At 58.4% G+C, this 17,631-nt stretch carries 18 protein-coding genes; 16 read left to right on the top strand and 2 right to left on the bottom strand.

What is annotated here, in order from left to right:
• Nucleotides 1-394: 394 nt before the first annotated feature.
• Complete coding sequence (locus FTE24_RS17550; RefSeq protein WP_141447245.1) at nt 395-814, bottom strand: chemotaxis protein CheW; 420 nt, start codon at nt 812-814, stop codon at nt 395-397.
• A gap of 292 nt (nt 815-1,106) precedes the next feature.
• On the opposite strand from FTE24_RS17550, the gene FTE24_RS17545 reads away from it, so the two are divergent.
• From FTE24_RS17545 to FTE24_RS17490, 12 genes are all read left to right on the top strand, one after another.
• Nucleotides 1,107-1,727, top strand: coding sequence for a lysophospholipid acyltransferase family protein (locus FTE24_RS17545; RefSeq protein ID WP_272915086.1), 621 nt, complete (start codon nt 1,107-1,109; stop codon nt 1,725-1,727).
• Between the two features lie 148 nt (nt 1,728-1,875).
• Nucleotides 1,876-2,772: a DMT family transporter gene (locus FTE24_RS17540; RefSeq protein WP_150235367.1), complete on the top strand. Its 897-nt coding sequence runs from the start codon at nt 1,876-1,878 to the stop codon at nt 2,770-2,772.
• Between the two features lie 285 nt (nt 2,773-3,057).
• Nucleotides 3,058-4,398: a CNNM domain-containing protein gene (locus FTE24_RS17535; RefSeq protein ID WP_150235369.1), complete on the top strand. Its 1,341-nt coding sequence runs from the start codon at nt 3,058-3,060 to the stop codon at nt 4,396-4,398.
• Nucleotides 4,399-4,631: 233 nt separating this feature from the next.
• The gene (locus FTE24_RS17530; RefSeq protein ID WP_150235371.1) at nt 4,632-4,892 is read left to right on the top strand and encodes a YqkE family protein; all 261 of its coding nucleotides are present in this window, start codon (nt 4,632-4,634) and stop codon (nt 4,890-4,892) included.
• A gap of 153 nt (nt 4,893-5,045) precedes the next feature.
• A complete protein-coding gene (locus tag FTE24_RS17525) occupies nt 5,046-6,251 on the top strand; it encodes a GTP-binding protein (RefSeq protein WP_150235373.1) in 1,206 nt (401 codons plus the stop codon).
• A 47-nt stretch (nt 6,252-6,298) separates the two neighbouring features.
• Nucleotides 6,299-6,568, top strand: coding sequence for a 30S ribosomal protein S14 (gene rpsN / locus FTE24_RS17520; RefSeq protein ID WP_141447239.1), 270 nt, complete (start codon nt 6,299-6,301; stop codon nt 6,566-6,568).
• Between the two features lie 142 nt (nt 6,569-6,710).
• A complete protein-coding gene (gene rpmG, locus FTE24_RS17515; protein WP_141447238.1) occupies nt 6,711-6,860 on the top strand; it encodes a 50S ribosomal protein L33 in 150 nt (49 codons plus the stop codon).
• Nucleotides 6,861-6,956: 96 nt separating this feature from the next.
• Complete coding sequence (locus FTE24_RS17510) at nt 6,957-7,670, top strand: metal ABC transporter ATP-binding protein (RefSeq protein WP_150235375.1); 714 nt, start codon at nt 6,957-6,959, stop codon at nt 7,668-7,670.
• A gap of 5 nt (nt 7,671-7,675) precedes the next feature.
• Nucleotides 7,676-8,548, top strand: coding sequence for a metal ABC transporter permease (locus FTE24_RS17505; protein WP_150235377.1), 873 nt, complete (start codon nt 7,676-7,678; stop codon nt 8,546-8,548).
• A 22-nt stretch (nt 8,549-8,570) separates the two neighbouring features.
• Complete coding sequence (locus FTE24_RS17500; protein WP_237401822.1) at nt 8,571-9,629, top strand: metal ABC transporter substrate-binding protein; 1,059 nt, start codon at nt 8,571-8,573, stop codon at nt 9,627-9,629.
• 179 nt (nt 9,630-9,808) lie between these two features.
• Nucleotides 9,809-10,003, top strand: coding sequence for a YwbE family protein (locus FTE24_RS17495; RefSeq protein WP_141447235.1), 195 nt, complete (start codon nt 9,809-9,811; stop codon nt 10,001-10,003).
• A 142-nt stretch (nt 10,004-10,145) separates the two neighbouring features.
• Nucleotides 10,146-10,658: a GNAT family N-acetyltransferase gene (locus FTE24_RS17490; RefSeq protein ID WP_150235379.1), complete on the top strand. Its 513-nt coding sequence runs from the start codon at nt 10,146-10,148 to the stop codon at nt 10,656-10,658.
• A gap of 97 nt (nt 10,659-10,755) precedes the next feature.
• On the opposite strand, the gene FTE24_RS17485 is transcribed toward FTE24_RS17490, so the two are convergent.
• Entirely contained in the window at nt 10,756-11,715 is a 960-nt protein-coding gene (locus tag FTE24_RS17485; RefSeq protein ID WP_150235381.1) for a glycosyltransferase family 4 protein, read from the bottom strand.
• Nucleotides 11,716-12,010: 295 nt separating this feature from the next.
• Between FTE24_RS17485 and FTE24_RS17480 the strand changes: the two genes are divergently transcribed.
• The 4 genes from FTE24_RS17480 to FTE24_RS17465 all read left to right on the top strand — a co-directional run bounded on the left by FTE24_RS17480 (nt 12,011) and on the right by FTE24_RS17465 (nt 17,497).
• The gene (locus tag FTE24_RS17480; protein WP_237401821.1) at nt 12,011-13,780 is read left to right on the top strand and encodes a sensor histidine kinase; all 1,770 of its coding nucleotides are present in this window, start codon (nt 12,011-12,013) and stop codon (nt 13,778-13,780) included.
• Nucleotides 13,777-15,360, top strand: a complete 1,584-nt coding sequence (locus FTE24_RS17475; RefSeq protein WP_150235383.1) for a response regulator transcription factor — start codon at nt 13,777-13,779, stop codon at nt 15,358-15,360. Before FTE24_RS17480 ends, FTE24_RS17475 begins: the two co-directional genes overlap by 4 nt.
• Before the next feature lie 222 nt (nt 15,361-15,582).
• Complete coding sequence (locus FTE24_RS17470; protein ID WP_141447231.1) at nt 15,583-16,575, top strand: ABC transporter permease; 993 nt, start codon at nt 15,583-15,585, stop codon at nt 16,573-16,575.
• Between the two features lie 13 nt (nt 16,576-16,588).
• Nucleotides 16,589-17,497, top strand: a complete 909-nt coding sequence (locus FTE24_RS17465; RefSeq protein WP_141447230.1) for a carbohydrate ABC transporter permease — start codon at nt 16,589-16,591, stop codon at nt 17,495-17,497.
• Nucleotides 17,498-17,631 lie beyond the last annotated feature (134 nt).

Genomic DNA, 17,631 nt, shown 5'->3' with positions numbered 1-17,631 from the left:
CCGAAAAACTTTTTTAAAAAAATTCAAAAAAAGTGATCCAACCCGGAATCTTTTGCGTTTTACCCGGTGAGAGCACCACAGAACAACAACTGGTACGGCCCCATCGCCCGCTTAGATTTTCAACCAACCGTGGGTGCTCTCTTCTCAACTTTCGGCACAGGCCGGTCGATTTCCGCGGCTCGTATCTGCAGCTTCTCTCAACGATACAGCCTATACAACCAGAGTACGTTCACGCTTGCGATTTTCTGCCTACGGCATTTTGACCCATACCTTGTTTATTCGCAGCACTATTCCCCGCTTGCCGGCAGCCGCGGAAACGACGAAAAGCCCCGATTTGCATCGGGGCTTTTTGCTGCATGCATACGGCCGCTGCCGCGCCGGGCGGGAACGGAGCCTAGGCTCCGCCTCCGGTCGTGCTGGCGAGCAGCGTATCGACGTTCAGCACGAGGACGAGCCGGTCGCCGTGTTCGAACACCGACGGCAGGAAACGGCGGCTGGCCGCTTCTTCGTTGTCCGTCAGCGCCGAATCGGGCACGGACGCCGTATCGTCGAGCGAATCGACGAGCAGGGCGACTTTTTCGCGGCGGAGCAGGATGAACTTGTCCGTATCCTGCTGGTCGTCGTGCGAGACGTTCAATTTTTTGCGCAGATTCAGGATCGTATAGATTTCTTCGCGGATCTTGACTACGCCCTCATGCCAATTGGAAGAGAACGGAATCGACGTGCCGGGTTTGGAGTTCTGGATCTCGTCGATCTCGTGAAAAGGAATTCCGTAAGTTTTGTCGGCCAGTTTGAATAAAATAAAGTCGCTCATCGTATACGCCGGTCTCCTTCGTTTGCGGATAGAATCTTTTTGTACCCCTTCCAAAAGAAGGCATGCAAAAGGATTGGCTTACCGTCATTATAGGCGATAAGGCCGCGGCTTTCTACCCGCATTGCGGAAAAGACGCATGCTTTTTACCGGTGCAGCGCTGTTCAGGAGAGCAAGCGCGTGGTACACTTAACACGTGTCGTCCGTTTTTGCACGGAAAGTACGACGCACCTCAAAATTAGGACCAGATCCTAAGCCCATGAACAAGCGGAATACGGAAGGAGCAGTCGACGTGTTGTATCAACCCCTAGCTAAATTGGCCAGACTTGTACTGCGTGGATTCGGGAAGTTCGAAGTGATCGGAGCGGAGCGGCTGCCGGCAGAAGGCGGCTATGTGATCACCTGCACGCACCGGGGCTGGATCGACGTCATCGCGCTCGGAAGCTCGCTGCTGCCGACCGAAGTCCACTTTATGGCCAAGAAGGAATTGTTCCGAAAAAAGATTGCCGATAAATTTTTGCGCGACATCAACGCCTTTCCGGTAGACCGGGAAAATCCGGGGCCGAGCAGCCTGAAAGTACCGATTCAACTGCTCAAGCAGGGCAAGACGATCGGGATTTTCCCGTCCGGCACCCGCTCTTCGGAAGACGTGCCGCTCAAGCGCGGCGCGGTGACCATCGCCAAGATGGCGAAAGTTCCCGTCGTTCCGGCGGCTTTCTCCGGCCCGACGACGTTCAAGGGACTGCTGCGCGGCGCGAAGACCCGGATCGTGATCGGCGACCCGATTCCGACCGTGTCGAGCGAACCGTCGGAAGGCAAAAAAGATCTCGGCGAACTGGTCGACCGGCTGGCTCTGGCCATGAATACGCTGGAGACCGGGCTGGAACGCCTGGACAAAGGTCACGCACCCGAATAACGGCAAGGCCGCGCACACGGCGGCGCACAAGCTCTCCCCCAACTTCATCACATCGACAACGGGAAAAGCGAAGGAAGTGCCTGCGCGGCGCGATCGACGCTTTTTCCGTTTTTGCCGATAAAATCACACAACGAGGAGTCATACATCCATGAAAACTTTAACCGGACCGCAGCGTCTCGGCATGATCGCCGCGCTCGTCCTGATCTGGGGCGTCTCCTGGTCGATCTACAAAGTCGCGCTCGACTACACGCCGCCGCTGCTGTTCGCGGGTCTGCGCACGCTGATCGGCGGACTGCTGCTGATGCTGTTCCTGCTGCCCAAGCGCAGCCGTATCCGCTGGAAAGAAAACCGCAAAGTCTATCTCGTCTCGGCGCTGCTTAATGTCGTGCTGTTCTACGGCCTGCAGACGATCGGCCTGCTCTATATGCCGTCGGGGTTGTTCACCGTGCTCGTCTATTTGCAGCCGGTGCTCGTCGGACTGCTCGCCTGGGTCTGGCTGAACGAGCGGATGAATCCGCTCAAAGCGGTCGGGCTGCTGCTCGGATTCCTGGGCGTGATCTCGGTCAGCCTGGGCGGATTCTCCGGCCATGTCGCCGTGATCGGCGTCGTGCTCGCTATCGCGACCGCGATCAGCTGGGCGCTTGGGACCGTCTTTATCAAAAAAGCGGGCACGTCCGTCGACTCGCTCTGGCTCGTCGCGTTCCAGTGTACGCTTGGCGGAATCGTGCTGACGCTGTCCGGTTCGCTGACCGAAAGCTGGAGCGATATCGTCTGGAACGGCGCTTATTGGACCGGACTGCTGTTCGGCGTCTTTTTCGGGATCGCGCTGTCGTGGATTCTGTACATCACGCTGACTCAGGCCGGAGAAGCGAGCCAGGTCGCGTCCTATACGTTCCTCGTGCCGCTGCTGTCGGTGCTGATCGGAACGCTTGCGCTGCACGAGCCGTTCAGCCGCTTCCTGCTGCTCGGCCTCGTGCTGATCGGAACCGGAATCTATTTGGTCAACCGCAAGGTGAAGCCCAAACCGGCCGTTTTGGCCGGGTAGCCGTCAGCTCTCTTCAATAAGCACTCTCTGAAGCCGCGAAGGCGCGGTCGACCGAAGATTTCCCGTTATGGGGAACGTTCGGCCGGCCGCTCCCCGCGGCTTTTTGCGCTGCCGGAACAGTCGAACGATCGCTGTTCGGCTGCAAGATGATGACCGCGCGATACGATGTGTAAAAATGGGTATATAAATACGACAACGACGCGGTTCGCGCAGGACCGACGAATGCCGTGAAGGAGGTGTTCTCCGTTTCGGTTCGCCGCGGGCGGCCGGAGGCGGGGGAACAGTGTGGAAATCGTAAATATATTGATCGTCATTTTGCTTATCGTGCTCACGGCCTTTTTTGTCGCATCCGAATATTCGATTATCCGGGTGCGTGTCTCGCGCATCAACCAGCTCGCGGAGCAGGGCAGCAAAAATGCGCAGGCCGTCAAACGCATACTGTCGCGGCTCGACGAATTTCTGTCCGCCAGCCAGCTCGGCACGACGCTGACGTCGCTCGCGCTCGGCTGGCTGGGCGAATCGACGGTGGAAGAACTGCTGGCGCCGGCGTTTGTCTGGCTGCATATTCCGGAATCGGCGACGGGCGTGCTCTCGTTTCTGCTGGCGTTCCTGATCCTGACCTATTTCGAAGTGCTGATCGGGGAGCTGGTACCCAAAACGATCGCGATCCAGGTCGCCGAGCCGCTCGCGCTTGCGCTCGCCCGCCCGCTTATCGCGTTCTACCGCCTCACGTACCCGTTCAACTGGGTACTCAGCCGTTCGTCGCGCGTCATCAGCGGGTTGTTCGGGCTGAAGCCGCTGACCGAAGGCGAAGCCGCGCAGAGCGAAGCCGAACTGCGTCTGGCGCTGTCGGAAGGATTCAAGAGCGGGGAGATCACGCCGACCGAATACCGCTATCTCAACAACGTGTTCGACTTCGACGAGCGCGACGCGCAGGAGATCATGGTGCCGCGCACCGAGATTCGGCATATTCCGCAGCAGGCGGACGTGCGGGATCTGGTGAAGCTGATCGAACCGAAAGCGTACAGCCTCGTGCCGGTATCGCTGGACGGGGACAAAGACCATATCGTCGGCATGGTGAACGTCAAGCAGGTGCTGAGCGATTACGTGCGCAGCGGCGGCGGGCAGCCCAAGCCGATCGCGGCGTATATCCGGCCGGTCATTCAGGTGATCGAGACGGTGCGGGCGCGCGACCTGCTCGGGCGGATGCAGAAGGAAGGCATTCATATGGCGGTGCTGATGGACGAATACGGCGGCACGTCGGGACTGGTCACGCTCGAAGACCTGCTGGAAGAAATCGTGGGCGATATTCCGTCCAGTTCTTCGCCGGACGGCGAAGGCACGCCGACGCCGCTTATTCGCGAAGACGGGAACGGACGGTTCCGGCTCGGTTCGAACGCGCTGCTGCACGACGTGAACCGCACGCTCGGCACCGATATCGATTCGGAAGAAGTGTACACGATCGGCGGCTGGCTGCTGTCGGCCAAGTTCGATCTCAAGCCGGGCGATACGCTGCACGAATCGGGCTGGGACTGGAAAGTGCTCGATATGCGGGACGGCCGGATCGGACAGATCGAAGCGGTGCGCGCGTTCGGACGGGACGGGGAAGAGCGGCCGACGGATTGAGAGATTTGTGGATAAAAAAACCTGTTAATTGGAAAAAAGGAGCAAGCTTTCAACAGGTTGGGGGTAACTTGCCGATTACTGGGGATAAGGTTGTGGAAAAGCGCGGCATAACTTGTGCATAGCCAGCAAGTTATACACAGGGCTGCCGGGTTCCTTTCCCGCGGCGTGCGCCGTATAATAAAGAGATACAGGTTCCTTCCGCAGGAACCGCGATCACGAGGGAGGAAAACAACATGGCTGCCAAGAAAAAACAGCCGGCCGCCCGTCCGGCACCTTCGGACAAGCCGGCTACGCTCAAAGATATGCTGAACCCCGAAGTGCTGGCGAAGCTGCAGGCCCAGGCGAACGAACTCAAGGCGACGGAAGAAGAACGGCGCCAGGCCGAGCAGCGTCAGGCGCTCGAAGCGAAGCAGGCCGAACGCAAACGGCTGGAGAACGATTTCGAATATTTGCTCGGCCAGAGCGAAGGCAAGAAGATTAACAAGTTCGATTGATCGGCAGTTCCTGATCCGCAGCCCGGTTCGCGCCGGGTTTTTTGGCGTTTCCGGATTTCTTTTTCCAATAGAACGTTGACAGGATTGCAAAAAGAGGCGTATAGTACGATTTATTAATCGTAATAATTACTATTTGTTCAAGGAGCGGTACACATGCCTAGCGAGAAGATTCCCGTTACCGTCCTGTGCGGTTATTTGGGATCGGGGAAGACCACCCTGCTCAATCATATCCTTCATAACCGTCAGGGTCTGAAAGTGGCGGTAATTGTGAACGATATGAGCGAAATCAACGTGGACGCGGGACGGGTAGCGGGCGAAGCCAGCCTGTCGCGCACCGAGGAAAAATTGGTGGAGATGTCGAACGGCTGCATCTGCTGCACGCTGCGGGATGACCTGCTGCGCGAAGTGGAGACGCTTGCGGCCGACGGCCGGTTCGATTACATCCTGATCGAGTCGACGGGCATCAGCGAACCGGTGCCGATCGCGCAGACGTTCACATATGCGGACGAGACGACCGGCGTCGATCTGACGAACCTGGCGCGGCTGGACTGCATGGTGACCGTCGTGGACGCCTACCGGTTCTGGCACGATTTCGAGTCGGGCGAGAGCCTGCTGGCCCGCGGACAGGCGAATGACGAGCACGACCTGCGCGACGTCACGGATCTGCTGATCGACCAGGTGGAGATGTGCGACGTGCTGCTGCTGAACAAGTGCGATCTCGTTGCGGAAGAAGATTTGCAGCGCCTCGAAGGCGTCCTGCGCAAGCTTCAGCCGTCGGCCCGGATCATCCGCACCGTGCACGGTGAAGTCGACCTGGCCGAAGTGCTGAATACGAACCGGTTCGATTTTGAAAAAGCGAGCCTCGCGCCGGGTTGGATTCGCGAGCTGCAGCGGGAAGAGCATACGCCGGAAACGGAAGAGTACGGCATAGGCTCGTTCGTCTATCGCCGCCGCCGTCCGTTTCACCCGGAGCGGCTGGCGAACGTACTGGCCGAATGGCCATCCGAGATCGTACGCGCCAAAGGGCTGATGTGGATCGCCGTCGAGCAGGATTGGGCGGCCAACTTCAGCCAGGCGGGTCCTTCGATCCAGTTCGGTCCGGCCGGAAGCTGGCTTGCGGGCCTGCCGGAGAGCGAACGCGCGGAACTGTTCGCCGAGCAGCCGGAACTTGCGGACGGCTGGGACGAACGCAGCGGCGACCGGATCAACGAATTCGTGCTGATCGGGATCGATATGCAGCGCGAAGAAATCGAGCGGGAGCTGGATGCGTGCCTGCTGGGCGAAGAAGAGATGGAGGCGGACTGGAGCGGGTTCGACAATCCGCTGCCGTGGACGGTCGCCGAACAACTGCCGGTCTGAGGAACGATCCGCCCAATAGAAGCAAACATACCGAAGGAGAGATAAACATGGCTAAAAAGTCCAAAGTGGTACGTCAGCAGCAGCGCGAGGCGATGGTAGCGAAATACGCCGACCTGCGCCGCGAACTCAAAGCAAAAGGCGATTATGCCGCCCTGCAAAAACTGCCGCGCGATTCGTCGCCGACCCGGCTCAAAAGCCGCTGCGAGATCACGGGCCGTCCGCGCGCTTACCTGCGCAAGTTCAAAGTGTCCCGGATCATGTTCCGCGAATTGGCGCACAAAGGCCAGATTCCGGGCGTCAAAAAAGCGAGCTGGTAACAGCGGGTCACGACGCAGGCACTGTTGACAAGAGATCGACGAATACGTATAATTTCATTTATTCGTAATCATTACGATAATAAGCGGCACAGCATACAGACCGTTATGCGGCCGCGTTCAAAAAAATGGGAGGGTTCCGATCATGAGAGTCATCATTACGTTGGCCTGTACCGAATGCGGAGACCGCAACTACACGACGACGAAAAACAAAAGAAATCATCCGGAGCGTCTGGAATTGAAAAAATATTCCCCGCGACTGAAAAAGTATACGATCCATCGGGAAACGCGCTAAAACGAAAACACGATAAAACGGAAAAACGAAAACCGGAAAGAGGCAAAATTTTTTGCCTCTTTTTAAATCGTAATCATTACGCAAGGGGTGTCCGGCATGATCTTGTCTTCCATGCAAAACGTCGTTTTCGGCTACGGGGAAAAGCCGGTCGTGAACGGGGTATCGCTCGACGTGCACAAAGGCGAATTTTTGGGCATCGTCGGTCCCAACGGCACGGCCAAGACGACAGTGCTCAAAATTTTGCTCGGCCTGCTCAAGCCCTGGAGCGGCAGCGTCGAACTGAACGCGGCCGCGTTTGACGGAGAGAAGCCGGTCATTGGCTACGTGCCGCAGCATGCGGCGGCGTTCAATTCCGGCTTTCCGAGCCGGGTGATCGAACTGGTGCGTTCGGGCTGCCATGCCCGGGCAGGGCTGTTCGGCCGCCTCGGCGCGAAGGAAGAGCGGCTTGTGCGGGGCAGCCTGGAACAAGTTGGCATGTGGGAGCTGAGAAGCCGCCGGATCGGCGAGCTGTCCGGCGGACAGAAGCAGCGCGTATGTATCGCCCGGGCGCTCGTGCAATGCCCGAACGTCATGATTCTGGACGAACCGACGACCGGCATGGACGTTAACAGCCGCACCAAGCTGTATCGCCTGATGCGGCATCAGGTGCGGCATCACGGCGTCACGGTCGTGATGGTCACGCACGGCCTTGAAGAAGCGGGTCGGTATCTGGACCGGGTCGTTACGCTGGAGCGGTTCGACACGGAATCGGTTGAGGCTTCGCCGCGCCCAAGCGAAGTCTCGACCGGCGACCGCTGGGAAAAGGGGTAACGGTTATGCTGGCTTACGAATTTATGCAGCGCGCTTTTCTGGCGGGAGCGCTGATCGGACTGATCGCGCCGGTGCTCGGCATCTACCTGATGCTGCGCCGTCAGGTGCTGATGGCCGATACGCTGTCGCACGTATCGCTTGCCGGGGTGGCGGCCGGCGCCCTGCTGGGCGTGAATCCTTCCGTCGGAGGCTTTGTCGCGGCGGTCGTCGCGGCGCTGCTGATCGAACGGCTGCGGCGCGGGTACCGCACGTATGCCGAAGTGCCGGTCGCGATCATGATGATCGGCGGGCTGGCGCTTGCGGTCGTGCTGATGAGCTTCGGGAAGACGCTGTCCCAGAGCTTCAATGCCTATCTGTTCGGCTCGATCGTGGCCGTCAGCGAGACGCAGCTCTGGTTGATCGGGAGCGCCGCGGTCGCGGGCCTTTTGTTTTTGTTCGTGTTCCGGCGGCCGATGTACGACCTGACTTTCGACGAAGAGACTGCGGGGATCAGCGGGGTGCCGGTGCGCGCGTTATCAATCGCTTTCTCGGTATTGACCGGAATGACGGTGGCCGCCGCCATGCCGATCGTGGGCGTGCTGCTCGTCTCGGCGCTGCTGGTGCTGCCGGCCGCTTTGGCGCTGCGGATCGCGCAAGGCTTTTTGTCGGCCATCTTCATCGCCGTCGTCGTCGGGCTGACCGGCATATTCGGCGGACTGACCGTGTCGTACTTTTACGACATGCCGCCCGGCGGGACGATCGCGCTGATTCTGCTGGCCCTGCTGCTGCTCGGGACGGCGCTGCAAAAAGTCGGGCTTCTGTTCCGGCGCAAACGTCACGGCCGGGTCGGTATTTCAAATACCGGCAGCCGCAAAAAAGAGATCAAACAGATCGTTTGAACGGAGAGGACTGAACAAAAAGATGCAGGCAAAAAGAAATACAAAGAACGTGAAGACCGCAAGCGCCGTCGGCGCTTCGCTGCTGGGTTTGATGTTGGTACTGGGAGGATGCGGGTCGAACGCGGCCGCGCCGGCCGGTACGGCTCCGGCTAACGGGTCGGCGGAAAATGGCGGCACATCCGGGCAGGCCGCCGCGCCGGCGGACAAGCTCAAGGTCGAGGCGAGCTTCTATCCGATGTACGAATTTGCCCGCCAGGTCGGCGGAGATCTCGCGGACGTCGAACTGCTCGTGCCGGCCGGAACGGAGCCGCACGATTGGGAACCGACGCCGAAAGATATCGCCAGGATCTCCGAAGCGGATCTGCTCGTCTACAACGGGGCAGGCATGGAGAGCTGGGTCGATCAGGTGTTGAACGCCACGTCGGGCGACGCGCCGGCGGTCGTGGAAGCGAGCGCGGGAATCGACATTATGGAAGGTTCGGAAGACGAGCATGACCATGAACATGGACACGAACATGACGCGGCAGCCGAAGAAGGTCACGACCATGACCACGGCGGACTCGATCCGCACGTCTGGTTGTCGCCGCGTCTGGCGATCGAGGAAGTCCGCGGCATCGAAGCGGCTTTCGCCAAAGCGGACCCAGGCAACGCCGACCGCTTCAAGAGCAACGCCGACGCCTATGTCGCGAAGCTTGAAGCGCTGGACAAGGAATTCGCGAGCGGCTTCGCGGACACGAAACGCAAAGACTTCGTTACGCAGCATGCCGCGTTCGGCTATCTGGCCCGCGATTACGGGCTGACGCAGGTGCCGATCGCGGGATTGTCGCCGGATCAGGAGCCGTCCGCCCAGGAAATGGCGGAGATCGTCGAGTTCGCCAAAGCGAACGACGTCAAGACGATCTTCTTCGAGACGCTCGTGTCTTCCAAAGTCGCCGCCACGATCGCGACCGAGATCGGAGCGAGAACGGCGGTGCTCAATCCGCTCGAAGGCTTGACCGAAGAAGAAACGGCCGCAGGCGCAGACTATTTGTCCGTGATGCGCACCAATTTGCAGCAGCTTCAGAGCGCCCTGAACGAATAGACGGTCCCGTACGAATCTTGCCTGCACCCGTTCTCCGGACTCGCGCAGGTCAGGTGGCCTGTCCCGTCATCGCGAACGCATGCCGCCTTTCGCCCTATCGGCGAAAGGCGTTTTTGCATTTTGGTCCGGCATGGCGCTATGTTATGATGAAGGAAGCAGACCAAGAAGGAGAGATTGTCATGAACGGAAAGAACCGCTCCAACATTCGACCGGGCCTCACCGTCGATATTATTCTCAAAAAAGACCAGCGGACCGGCGCGCTGACGCGCGGCGTCGTCAAAGATCTGCTGACCAATTCCGCCACCCACCCGCACGGAATCAAGGTTCGCCTGCAGGACGGCCAGGTCGGCCGGGTTCAGCAGATCATCGAATGAATGCCCGGTTCGGCGGGGCCGGCGATTAGAGAAGGAATATTCGCGTTTATATAGTAGAGTAACGGCGTCATCTTCATTAGCTTCCGCCGCAGCGCCGGGCACGTCCGCGGCGGTCGGGATAAGAAGACAGGAGGAACGTAGGATGAGCAGTATGTCTCAGGGTACGGAGCCGAAAGTGGAGCTGAAGTTTTTCCGTCCGGAATACGAAAAAGCTCTGTTCGAGGACTATCAGGTATCCGCGGAGCAGGAGAAATATACCGCGCTGCCGGTCCGGGCCATCCAGTTGTGCAGGGAAGACCGGGATCGCCACCCGATCGTGATTTTGGCGGACAAGAAGCCGGTCGGCTTCTTCGTGCTTCACCGGGGAGACCGGATCAAAAGCGTGACCGAATCTCCGCGCGCGATGCTGGTGCGTTCGATGTCCGTCAATCTTCCCGAACAGGGCAAAGGGTACGCGAAGCAGGCGACAAGCATGCTGCCCAAGTTCGTCAGCAATTATTTTCCCGACATGAACGAGATCGTGCTGGTCGTTAACCAGCACAACGAAGCGGCGCTGCGCGTCTACGCACAAGCCGGCTTCGAAGACCGCGGCCACCGCAAGCAGGGTCCCGTAGGGCCGCAGGTGCTGCTGCATTACCGCATGAACCGGAAGTAAAAGGCCAAAAGAACCCCCTGTCCGATCGAGAAGATCGGACAGGGGGTTCTTTTGGCTGGATACGGCCCTATTCGGGCCGACAGGCGGCAGACCGGCGTCAGATCGGCAGCAGCACCAGAATGATTGAAGACAGGCTGAGGCAGACGCTGACGAGGCACAGGACGAACAGCACCTGCTTCGGATTCATCCCGCTCGACAGCAGCCGGTAATGGATCTGCGAAGCATCCGCTTCGTAGATCTTCTGTCCGTTCTTCAACCGCTTCAGCACGACGAAGATGTTGTCGAAGATCGGCACGCCGAGCGCCAGAATCGGCACGAGCAGCGACAGGGCCGTCGCCTGCTTGAACGCACCGTCCAGGGCGATGATCGCCAGGATAAAGCCGAGGAAGGTCGCTCCCGAGTCACCCATATACACTTTGGCGGGCGGCTTGTTGTATTTGAGGTATGCAAGGCCAACGCCGACGAGGCTGATCGCCATGATCGCCGAATTGCTCTCCTGCTGGGCGATCGCGACAACGAACAGCGTGCCGGCGGAGATGGTGGCGAGACTGCCGGCGAGGCCGTCCAGACCGTCGGTGAAGTTGATAACCGTCGTCACGCCGAAGATCCACAGCAGCGTAAGAACGAGCTGGAGCCATTCGGGCAGGACGACGTAGCTGTCCGTGAACGGGTTGGAGAAGCCGGAGAAGCGGATACCGGCCATGTAGACGAGCAGCGCGGCCAGCAGCTGCACGATCAGCTTGGGCAGCGCCGGGAATTCGCGGCGGCTGACTTTGTACCAGTCGTCGACGAGGCCGATCAGCAGGATCAGCAGCGAACCGCCCATGACGGCAGCCGATTCCATGGCGCCCATATCGTTGAACAGTATGTAAGAGACGGCGAATCCGGCGAACAGCGCGATTCCCGCCATGAGCGGAATCGGTTCGCGGTGCAGTTTGCGTTCATTGTCCGGTCGCGGTTTGTCGACGAAGTCGAGCCGGACGGCCAAATTCCGAAGCAAAGGAATCAGAATCAGGGCAACGGCCAAAGACAATACAAAAGCGGCTAAATAATACATAGACCCTCCTTGAACGGACGGCATGGCCCGTTGGTCGATCGAATACGAAACGTGGCGTCGCGGCAGGCGGGCCGGCGCTTCATCCTGTTGTCAGTATAGTCCGCTTCGGGCGAATTCGCAACGGATGAAACGGGTAGCCGGCACGTGGATGAACAGCGGCTTCTTTCTGTGTTATGATGAAATGGGGCCGCACGTCGGCCGATACGGCGAACGGCTTCGGCAATCGCCCGATGTTCGGAGGATGAAACGTGTGATGAGAAGGTTGACAAGAAGGTTTGTCCGATGGCTGAACGATATGAAAATACGCAACAAGTTGATCTTTTTTTATGTAATCGTTGTCATGATTCCGGTGCTGATCGTCGGCCTGATCGTGATCCAGTATTTCAGGCAGGACGCGCTTGAGAAAGCGACCGAGCAGACCGAGAACAACGTCCAGCGGATTAAGACGCAGATCGAGAACCAGCTCAACGTGCCGATCAGCGTCTCGAACCAACTGCTGCTGGACCGCGACATGGAGCGGGTCGCCACGACGGTGTATCCGCCCGACGATCCGATCCAGCTCGTGAACGCCTACCGCAGCTATACCGATTTCAGCGATTATCTGCGTGCCTACAGCGAAATCAAAGGCATCCAGCTGTTCACGGACAATCCGACGCTGCTCAACAACCTGCAGTTCATGAACGCGGACAGCGCGATCCAGTCCGCCGAATGGTACAAGAAGGCGATGGGCAAACGGACGATCTATTGGATGTATATCGAAGACATGAACAATCCGGGCGCGGTGTCCGGCAAGCAGCTGAGCCTCGTCCGGCAGATCTTTTTTCCCAATACAGGCAAACGCAGCGTGCTCGTTGTGCAGGTCGATACCGATTATCTGAACTCGCTGCTCAGCCAGGAACCGTTCGACACGATGGTCGCCGACGAAGACGGCTACATCGTCGCGGCCAAAGACCGGTCGACGATCGGGCGCACGCTCGGCGATATGGGCTTCGAGGTAGCGGTCGGCGACCGGGAGCAGGAGCGGACGTTCGAGCGGGCGATCAACGGCCTGGATTATCAGGTGTCGATCAATACGCTCATTCCGGACTCCAGCACGAGCGGACTGACGATCGTGTCCGCATTCGCGTCGTCCAGCATCGTGCACGACGCGAACCGGATCGGCCTGATCGGAGCGGAGCTGATCGTCTTCATCCTGCTGACGGCGCTGCTGGCCGTATATTTCAATTCGCGGCTGATCAGCTCCCGTCTGCTCAAGCTCAACCGCAACCTGAACCGCGTAGCCGAAGGCGATCTGGGCACGGTGTCCCGGATCGACGGGCACGACGAGATCGGGCAGCTGTCGGAACAGTTCAACTATATGGTGACCAATATCAACGAACTGATGAGCCAGGTGTACGAAGCGAGCGAGACGAACAACCGGCTCGAAGTGATGCAGCGCGAGATCAAGCTCAAGATGCTCGCCAGCCAGATCAATCCCCACTTTCTGTTCAACGCGCTCGAATCGATTCGGATGCGCGCCCATATCCAGGGGGAAAAAGAGATCGCGCGGATCGTCCAACTGCTCGGCAAGCTGATCCGCCGCAATCTGGAACTGGGCAATCGGCATACGTCGCTCAAAAGCGAACTGGACATGGTCCGGTCGTATCTGGAGATCCAGAAGTTTCGCCACGGGGAAAGGCTGCATTACGAGCTGGCGGCCGAGCCTGATACGCTTTCGGTTCTTTTGCCGCCTCTTATCGTACAGCCTTTAATCGAAAACGCTATCGTGCACGGGTTGGAAAACAAGGAAGCGGAAGGCATCGTCTCGCTGCATGCGGTACGGGTCGGCGACGAGGTGCTGATCGACGTCATCGACAACGGAGCGGGCATGACGCCGGAACGGCTGCGGCAGGTCGAAGACTCGATCCGCGACAAGGAAGAAAACGAAGAAAGCCGGATCGGGCTGCGCAACGTGCACCAGCGGCTGATCATGACGTACGGAGAAGAGTGCGGGCTGCGCATTTCGAGCGAGCTCGGCAAAGGAACGCAAATCTATTTCAAGATACCCGCCGGGAGGGACGAATGATGTATAAAGTGCTGATTGTGGACGACGAGCCGATGATTCGCGAAGGCCTGCGCACGATCGTCGATTGGGGCGCCGAAGGGTACGAAATCGTCGATACGGCGTCGAACGGCAAAGAAGGATTGGAGAAGTTCGGCCGGCTCGAACCGGATCTCACGATCGTCGATATCCGGATGCCGGGGATGACCGGGCTCGATTTGATCGAACGGGTGCGCAAGACGAATTCCACGGCGCATTTCCTGATCCTGAGCGGTTACGCGGAATTCGATTACGCGAAGCGCGCAATCGTGAGCGGCGTCAGCGGCTATCTGCTCAAGCCGGTCGACGAGGAAGAACTGCTCGACGAGCTGCGCCGCGTGCGCGAGCTGCTGCAGCGCGAACGTGACGCCCGCAGCGCCCGGATCGAGCAGGAAGCGTCGCTGCCGAAGGCGCAGCTTGTCGAAGAGCTGCTGTTCGAGGAAGACGCGGACGACGCGCACCAGAACAAGCTGGCCGACGCGCTGGGACTGTCTGCGCCGGCTTACCGGATCGCGCTGCTCGACGCGCACGGAGGCGCGGATACGGAATCCCGCCAGCATGCGGTGTTCCGGCAGCGCCTCAAGGAAGTGTTCGAAGAACGCGGCGGCAACGTGCTGTTCTCGGCCGGCTCGCATATCGGCATGCTGCTCGTGCGGCAGAGCCACGTGGAATGCGGCGACACGCTGCGCGCCCAGCTGGCCGACGCCGCGAGCGGCCTTGAGTTCCATGCGGCCTGCGGCCCCGTCGTCGACAGTCTGACCGGGATCGGCGAGTCGTTCCGCGAAGCCGAACGGCTGCTGCACGCGCGCTTCTTTTTCGAGAACGGCTCGGTCATCGACCGCTCCGCCTACGAAGCGCTGTTCGACGGCGCGCAGACGCCGGCAGACGGCGAAGCGGCCGAAGACGGCCCGCAGCTGGGCGACAAGCTGTATTACGCGCTCGATATTCGCAGCCGCGACGCGGTGTACAAAGTGCTGGCGGAGCTCGAACGCGCGGCGGTCGGCCGGCGGATGGACGAAGCCGCGGTCCGCGGCGAATACTCCCGCACGCTGTCGCTCGCGATCGGCAAGCTGTCTTCCGGCGGTTCCGCTGCGGCGGAACAGGCCCAGAACTACCACAGCCTGCTGCTCTCGGACGTCAACCAGGCGCAGAGCTACAACGAGCTGAAGCAGCGGGTGCATGCGCGGCTCGGCGAACTGGTCGACCGCTTCGGCGGCGCGAACAAAGATACCGTGCTCAAGCAGATGATCGATTTTATCCGCCGCAATTACAGCGAGAACCTGAAGCTTGAACTGCTGGCGGAAATGTTCGGCTACAACAGCGGCTATCTCGGCAAGCTGTTCAAAAACTACACCGGCGAATATTTCAACGCGTTCGTCGACAAGGTGAGAGTGGACAAAGCGAAAGAGCTGCTGGCCCAGGGACTCAAAGTGCACCAGGTCGCTTCGAGGGTCGGCTACTCCAACGCGGACTATTTCCATTCGAAATTCCGCAAATACGTCGGCACTTCGCCTTCCGCTTACCGCAGCGAGGCGCACGGCGAGCAGCAAAGCGGAGAAAGATAACGGTTGCAAAACAAAGTTCGACGAAATATCCTTTTATTTTTACGAAAACGGGCGAGGATTGGAGAGCGATCTCTAATTTTCACCCGTTTTTTTGCGAATTGTGAGAGAGTTTGATTTTGATGTCTAATTTTCGCATGATTTTGTCCAAAATTCGTAGGGTATGCGCTTTCAAAGAAAACGCTTATCATTAGGTCATAAAGGAAATCAGGAGGGGTTATAGAAATGGGAACGCTCACACCAGGCGGTACTTCCAAAAACCCGGGTACTCCTGCTGCCGATCCAAACGCTGGTAAGCGCTTTAAAAAGCAAGGTTTCTGGCGTACTGCTCTGCAGCAAAGGTATCTGTATTTAATGTCGTTACCGTTCATCATTTGGGCTTTTGTGTTCAGTTATTTGCCGTTATGGGGCTGGACGATGGCCTTCCAGGATTTCAAACCGGCCAAAGGATTCTTCGATCAAAAATGGGTCGGATTCGAACACTTCGTGGAACTCTTCAGCGATGATCGGTTCTATCTCGCTTTGAGAAACACCCTGGCAATGAGCGTTCTCGGCCTGCTGGTCGGTTTCGTCATTCCGATCATCTTCGCGATGCTGCTGAACGAACTGCGCGGCATGATGTTCAAAAGATTCGTGCAAACGGTCTCTTACCTGCCCCACTTCGTATCGTGGGTCGTTGTGGCCGGTCTCGTAACGAAAATGCTTTCGACGCAGGATGGAGCGATCAACGACCTGCTGCTCGGACTTCACATTATCAATGAACCGATCCAATTTATGGCCAAAGGCGAATGGTTCTGGTACATTGTAACCGCTTCAGATGTATGGAAAGAAATGGGCTGGAACACGATCATCTATCTGGCGGCCATTACTGGTATCGATCCCGAGCTGTACGAAGCTTCCCGGGTCGACGGCGCAAGCCGTTACAGACAGATGTGGCATATCACGCTTCCGGGTATCCGGACGACGATCTCGGTTCTGTTCATCATGCAGATCGGTCACCTGCTGCAAATCGGTTTCGAGAAACAATTCCTCCTCGGCAACAACTTGGTGCAGGAATACTCGCAGGTGCTGGAACTGTACGCGCTGCAGTACGGATTGCAGATGGGACGCTTCTCGTACGGTACCGCGATCAGTATTTTCAACTCCGTTGTCAGCGTAATCCTGCTGTTCACGGTAAACGGCATCTTCAAGAAAATATCCAAAGAAAGCATCATGTAAGGGGGGGAACGTCATGGCAGCACCTAAAGCTTTCAACGCCACACGCGGCGATAAAATATTCGACGTCGCCAATATCGTCTTCATGTCGCTGGTCCTGATTGTTACGCTGTATCCGTTCCTGAACGTACTGGCGATTTCGCTCAACGAATCGTCCGATACGGTCAAAGGCGGAATTACGATCCTGCCGCGGGTATTCACCTTCGAGAACTATCAGCAGATCTTCCAATATGAAGGTCTGATCCGCGGCCTGTGGGTTTCGATTCTCCGTACGGTCATCGGTACCCTGTTCGGCCTGGTCAGTGCCTCGATGCTGGCGTACACGCTCAGCAGACCGGACTTCCAGGCCCGCAAATTCACTTCGACGTTCCTGGTCGTGACGATGTATGTCAGCGGCGGCCTGATCCCGGTCTACATCCTGTTCCGCGATCTCGACCTGCTGGGCACGTTCTGGGTGTACGTCCTGCCTACCGTCGTCAACGCTTTCAACGTTATCGTCATCCGTTCCTTCATGGACGGCCTGCCGTATGCGCTGCAGGAATCGGCGAAGCTGGACGGTGCGAATGATTTGACCATCTACTGGAAAATCATCCTGCCGCTCTGTAAGCCGGTACTGGCCACGATCGCCCTGTTCCTCGCGGTCGGCCAGTGGAATTCCTGGTTCGATACGTACCTGTACAACGGACGCCATCCGGAATGGACGACGCTCCAATACGAGCTCATGAAGGTGCTGCAGAGCACCCAGCAGGGCGGCAGCGGACAGCAGATCAACGCGAACGACATGGCGCAGAAGATGACTCAAATCTCGCCGGAATCGATCAAAATGGCGATCACCATCGTCGTTACCGTGCCGATCCTGATCGTGTATCCGTTCCTGCAAAAATACTTCGTCAGCGGTATGACGCTTGGCGCGGTAAAATCGTAAGAGTAAGCACGTAACGTCAAGACCGCAATCGCTCCCGATCGGGAACGGCTGCGAGCAAGTATTCCTTAGGTATCTATGGGAGGCTTCGGCCTCCCGATATACAAAGGGCGCTTTGCGAAATTCGCCTGAAGCTG

Origin of the sequence: Saccharibacillus sp. WB 17 (assembly GCF_008634075.2) — a bacterium.
Lineage (GTDB): Bacteria > Bacillota > Bacilli > Paenibacillales > Paenibacillaceae > Saccharibacillus > Saccharibacillus brassicae.
The sequence above is the reverse complement of the archived record's forward strand: the minus strand, read 5'-3'. Positions and strand labels throughout refer to the sequence as shown.

Excerpts from the sequence above, each read along its gene's own strand:
- FTE24_RS17550 (WP_141447245.1), bottom strand. The coding sequence starts at position 814 with ATGAGCGACTTTATTTTATTCAAACTGGCCGACAAAACTTACGGAATT.
- FTE24_RS17540 (WP_150235367.1), top strand. The coding sequence starts at position 1,876 with ATGAAAACTTTAACCGGACCGCAGCGTCTCGGCATGATCGCCGCGCTC.
- FTE24_RS17530 (WP_150235371.1), top strand. The coding sequence starts at position 4,632 with ATGGCTGCCAAGAAAAAACAGCCGGCCGCCCGTCCGGCACCTTCGGAC.
- FTE24_RS17525 (WP_150235373.1), top strand. The coding sequence starts at position 5,046 with ATGCCTAGCGAGAAGATTCCCGTTACCGTCCTGTGCGGTTATTTGGGA.
- rpsN (WP_141447239.1), top strand. The coding sequence starts at position 6,299 with ATGGCTAAAAAGTCCAAAGTGGTACGTCAGCAGCAGCGCGAGGCGATG.
- rpmG (WP_141447238.1), top strand. The coding sequence starts at position 6,711 with ATGAGAGTCATCATTACGTTGGCCTGTACCGAATGCGGAGACCGCAAC.
- FTE24_RS17510 (WP_150235375.1), top strand. The coding sequence starts at position 6,957 with ATGATCTTGTCTTCCATGCAAAACGTCGTTTTCGGCTACGGGGAAAAG.
- FTE24_RS17505 (WP_150235377.1), top strand. The coding sequence starts at position 7,676 with ATGCTGGCTTACGAATTTATGCAGCGCGCTTTTCTGGCGGGAGCGCTG.
- FTE24_RS17500 (WP_237401822.1), top strand. The coding sequence starts at position 8,571 with ATGCAGGCAAAAAGAAATACAAAGAACGTGAAGACCGCAAGCGCCGTC.
- FTE24_RS17495 (WP_141447235.1), top strand. The coding sequence starts at position 9,809 with ATGAACGGAAAGAACCGCTCCAACATTCGACCGGGCCTCACCGTCGAT.
- FTE24_RS17490 (WP_150235379.1), top strand. The coding sequence starts at position 10,146 with ATGAGCAGTATGTCTCAGGGTACGGAGCCGAAAGTGGAGCTGAAGTTT.
- FTE24_RS17485 (WP_150235381.1), bottom strand. The coding sequence starts at position 11,715 with ATGTATTATTTAGCCGCTTTTGTATTGTCTTTGGCCGTTGCCCTGATT.
- FTE24_RS17480 (WP_237401821.1), top strand. The coding sequence starts at position 12,011 with ATGAAAATACGCAACAAGTTGATCTTTTTTTATGTAATCGTTGTCATG.
- FTE24_RS17475 (WP_150235383.1), top strand. The coding sequence starts at position 13,777 with ATGATGTATAAAGTGCTGATTGTGGACGACGAGCCGATGATTCGCGAA.
- FTE24_RS17470 (WP_141447231.1), top strand. The coding sequence starts at position 15,583 with ATGGGAACGCTCACACCAGGCGGTACTTCCAAAAACCCGGGTACTCCT.
- FTE24_RS17465 (WP_141447230.1), top strand. The coding sequence starts at position 16,589 with ATGGCAGCACCTAAAGCTTTCAACGCCACACGCGGCGATAAAATATTC.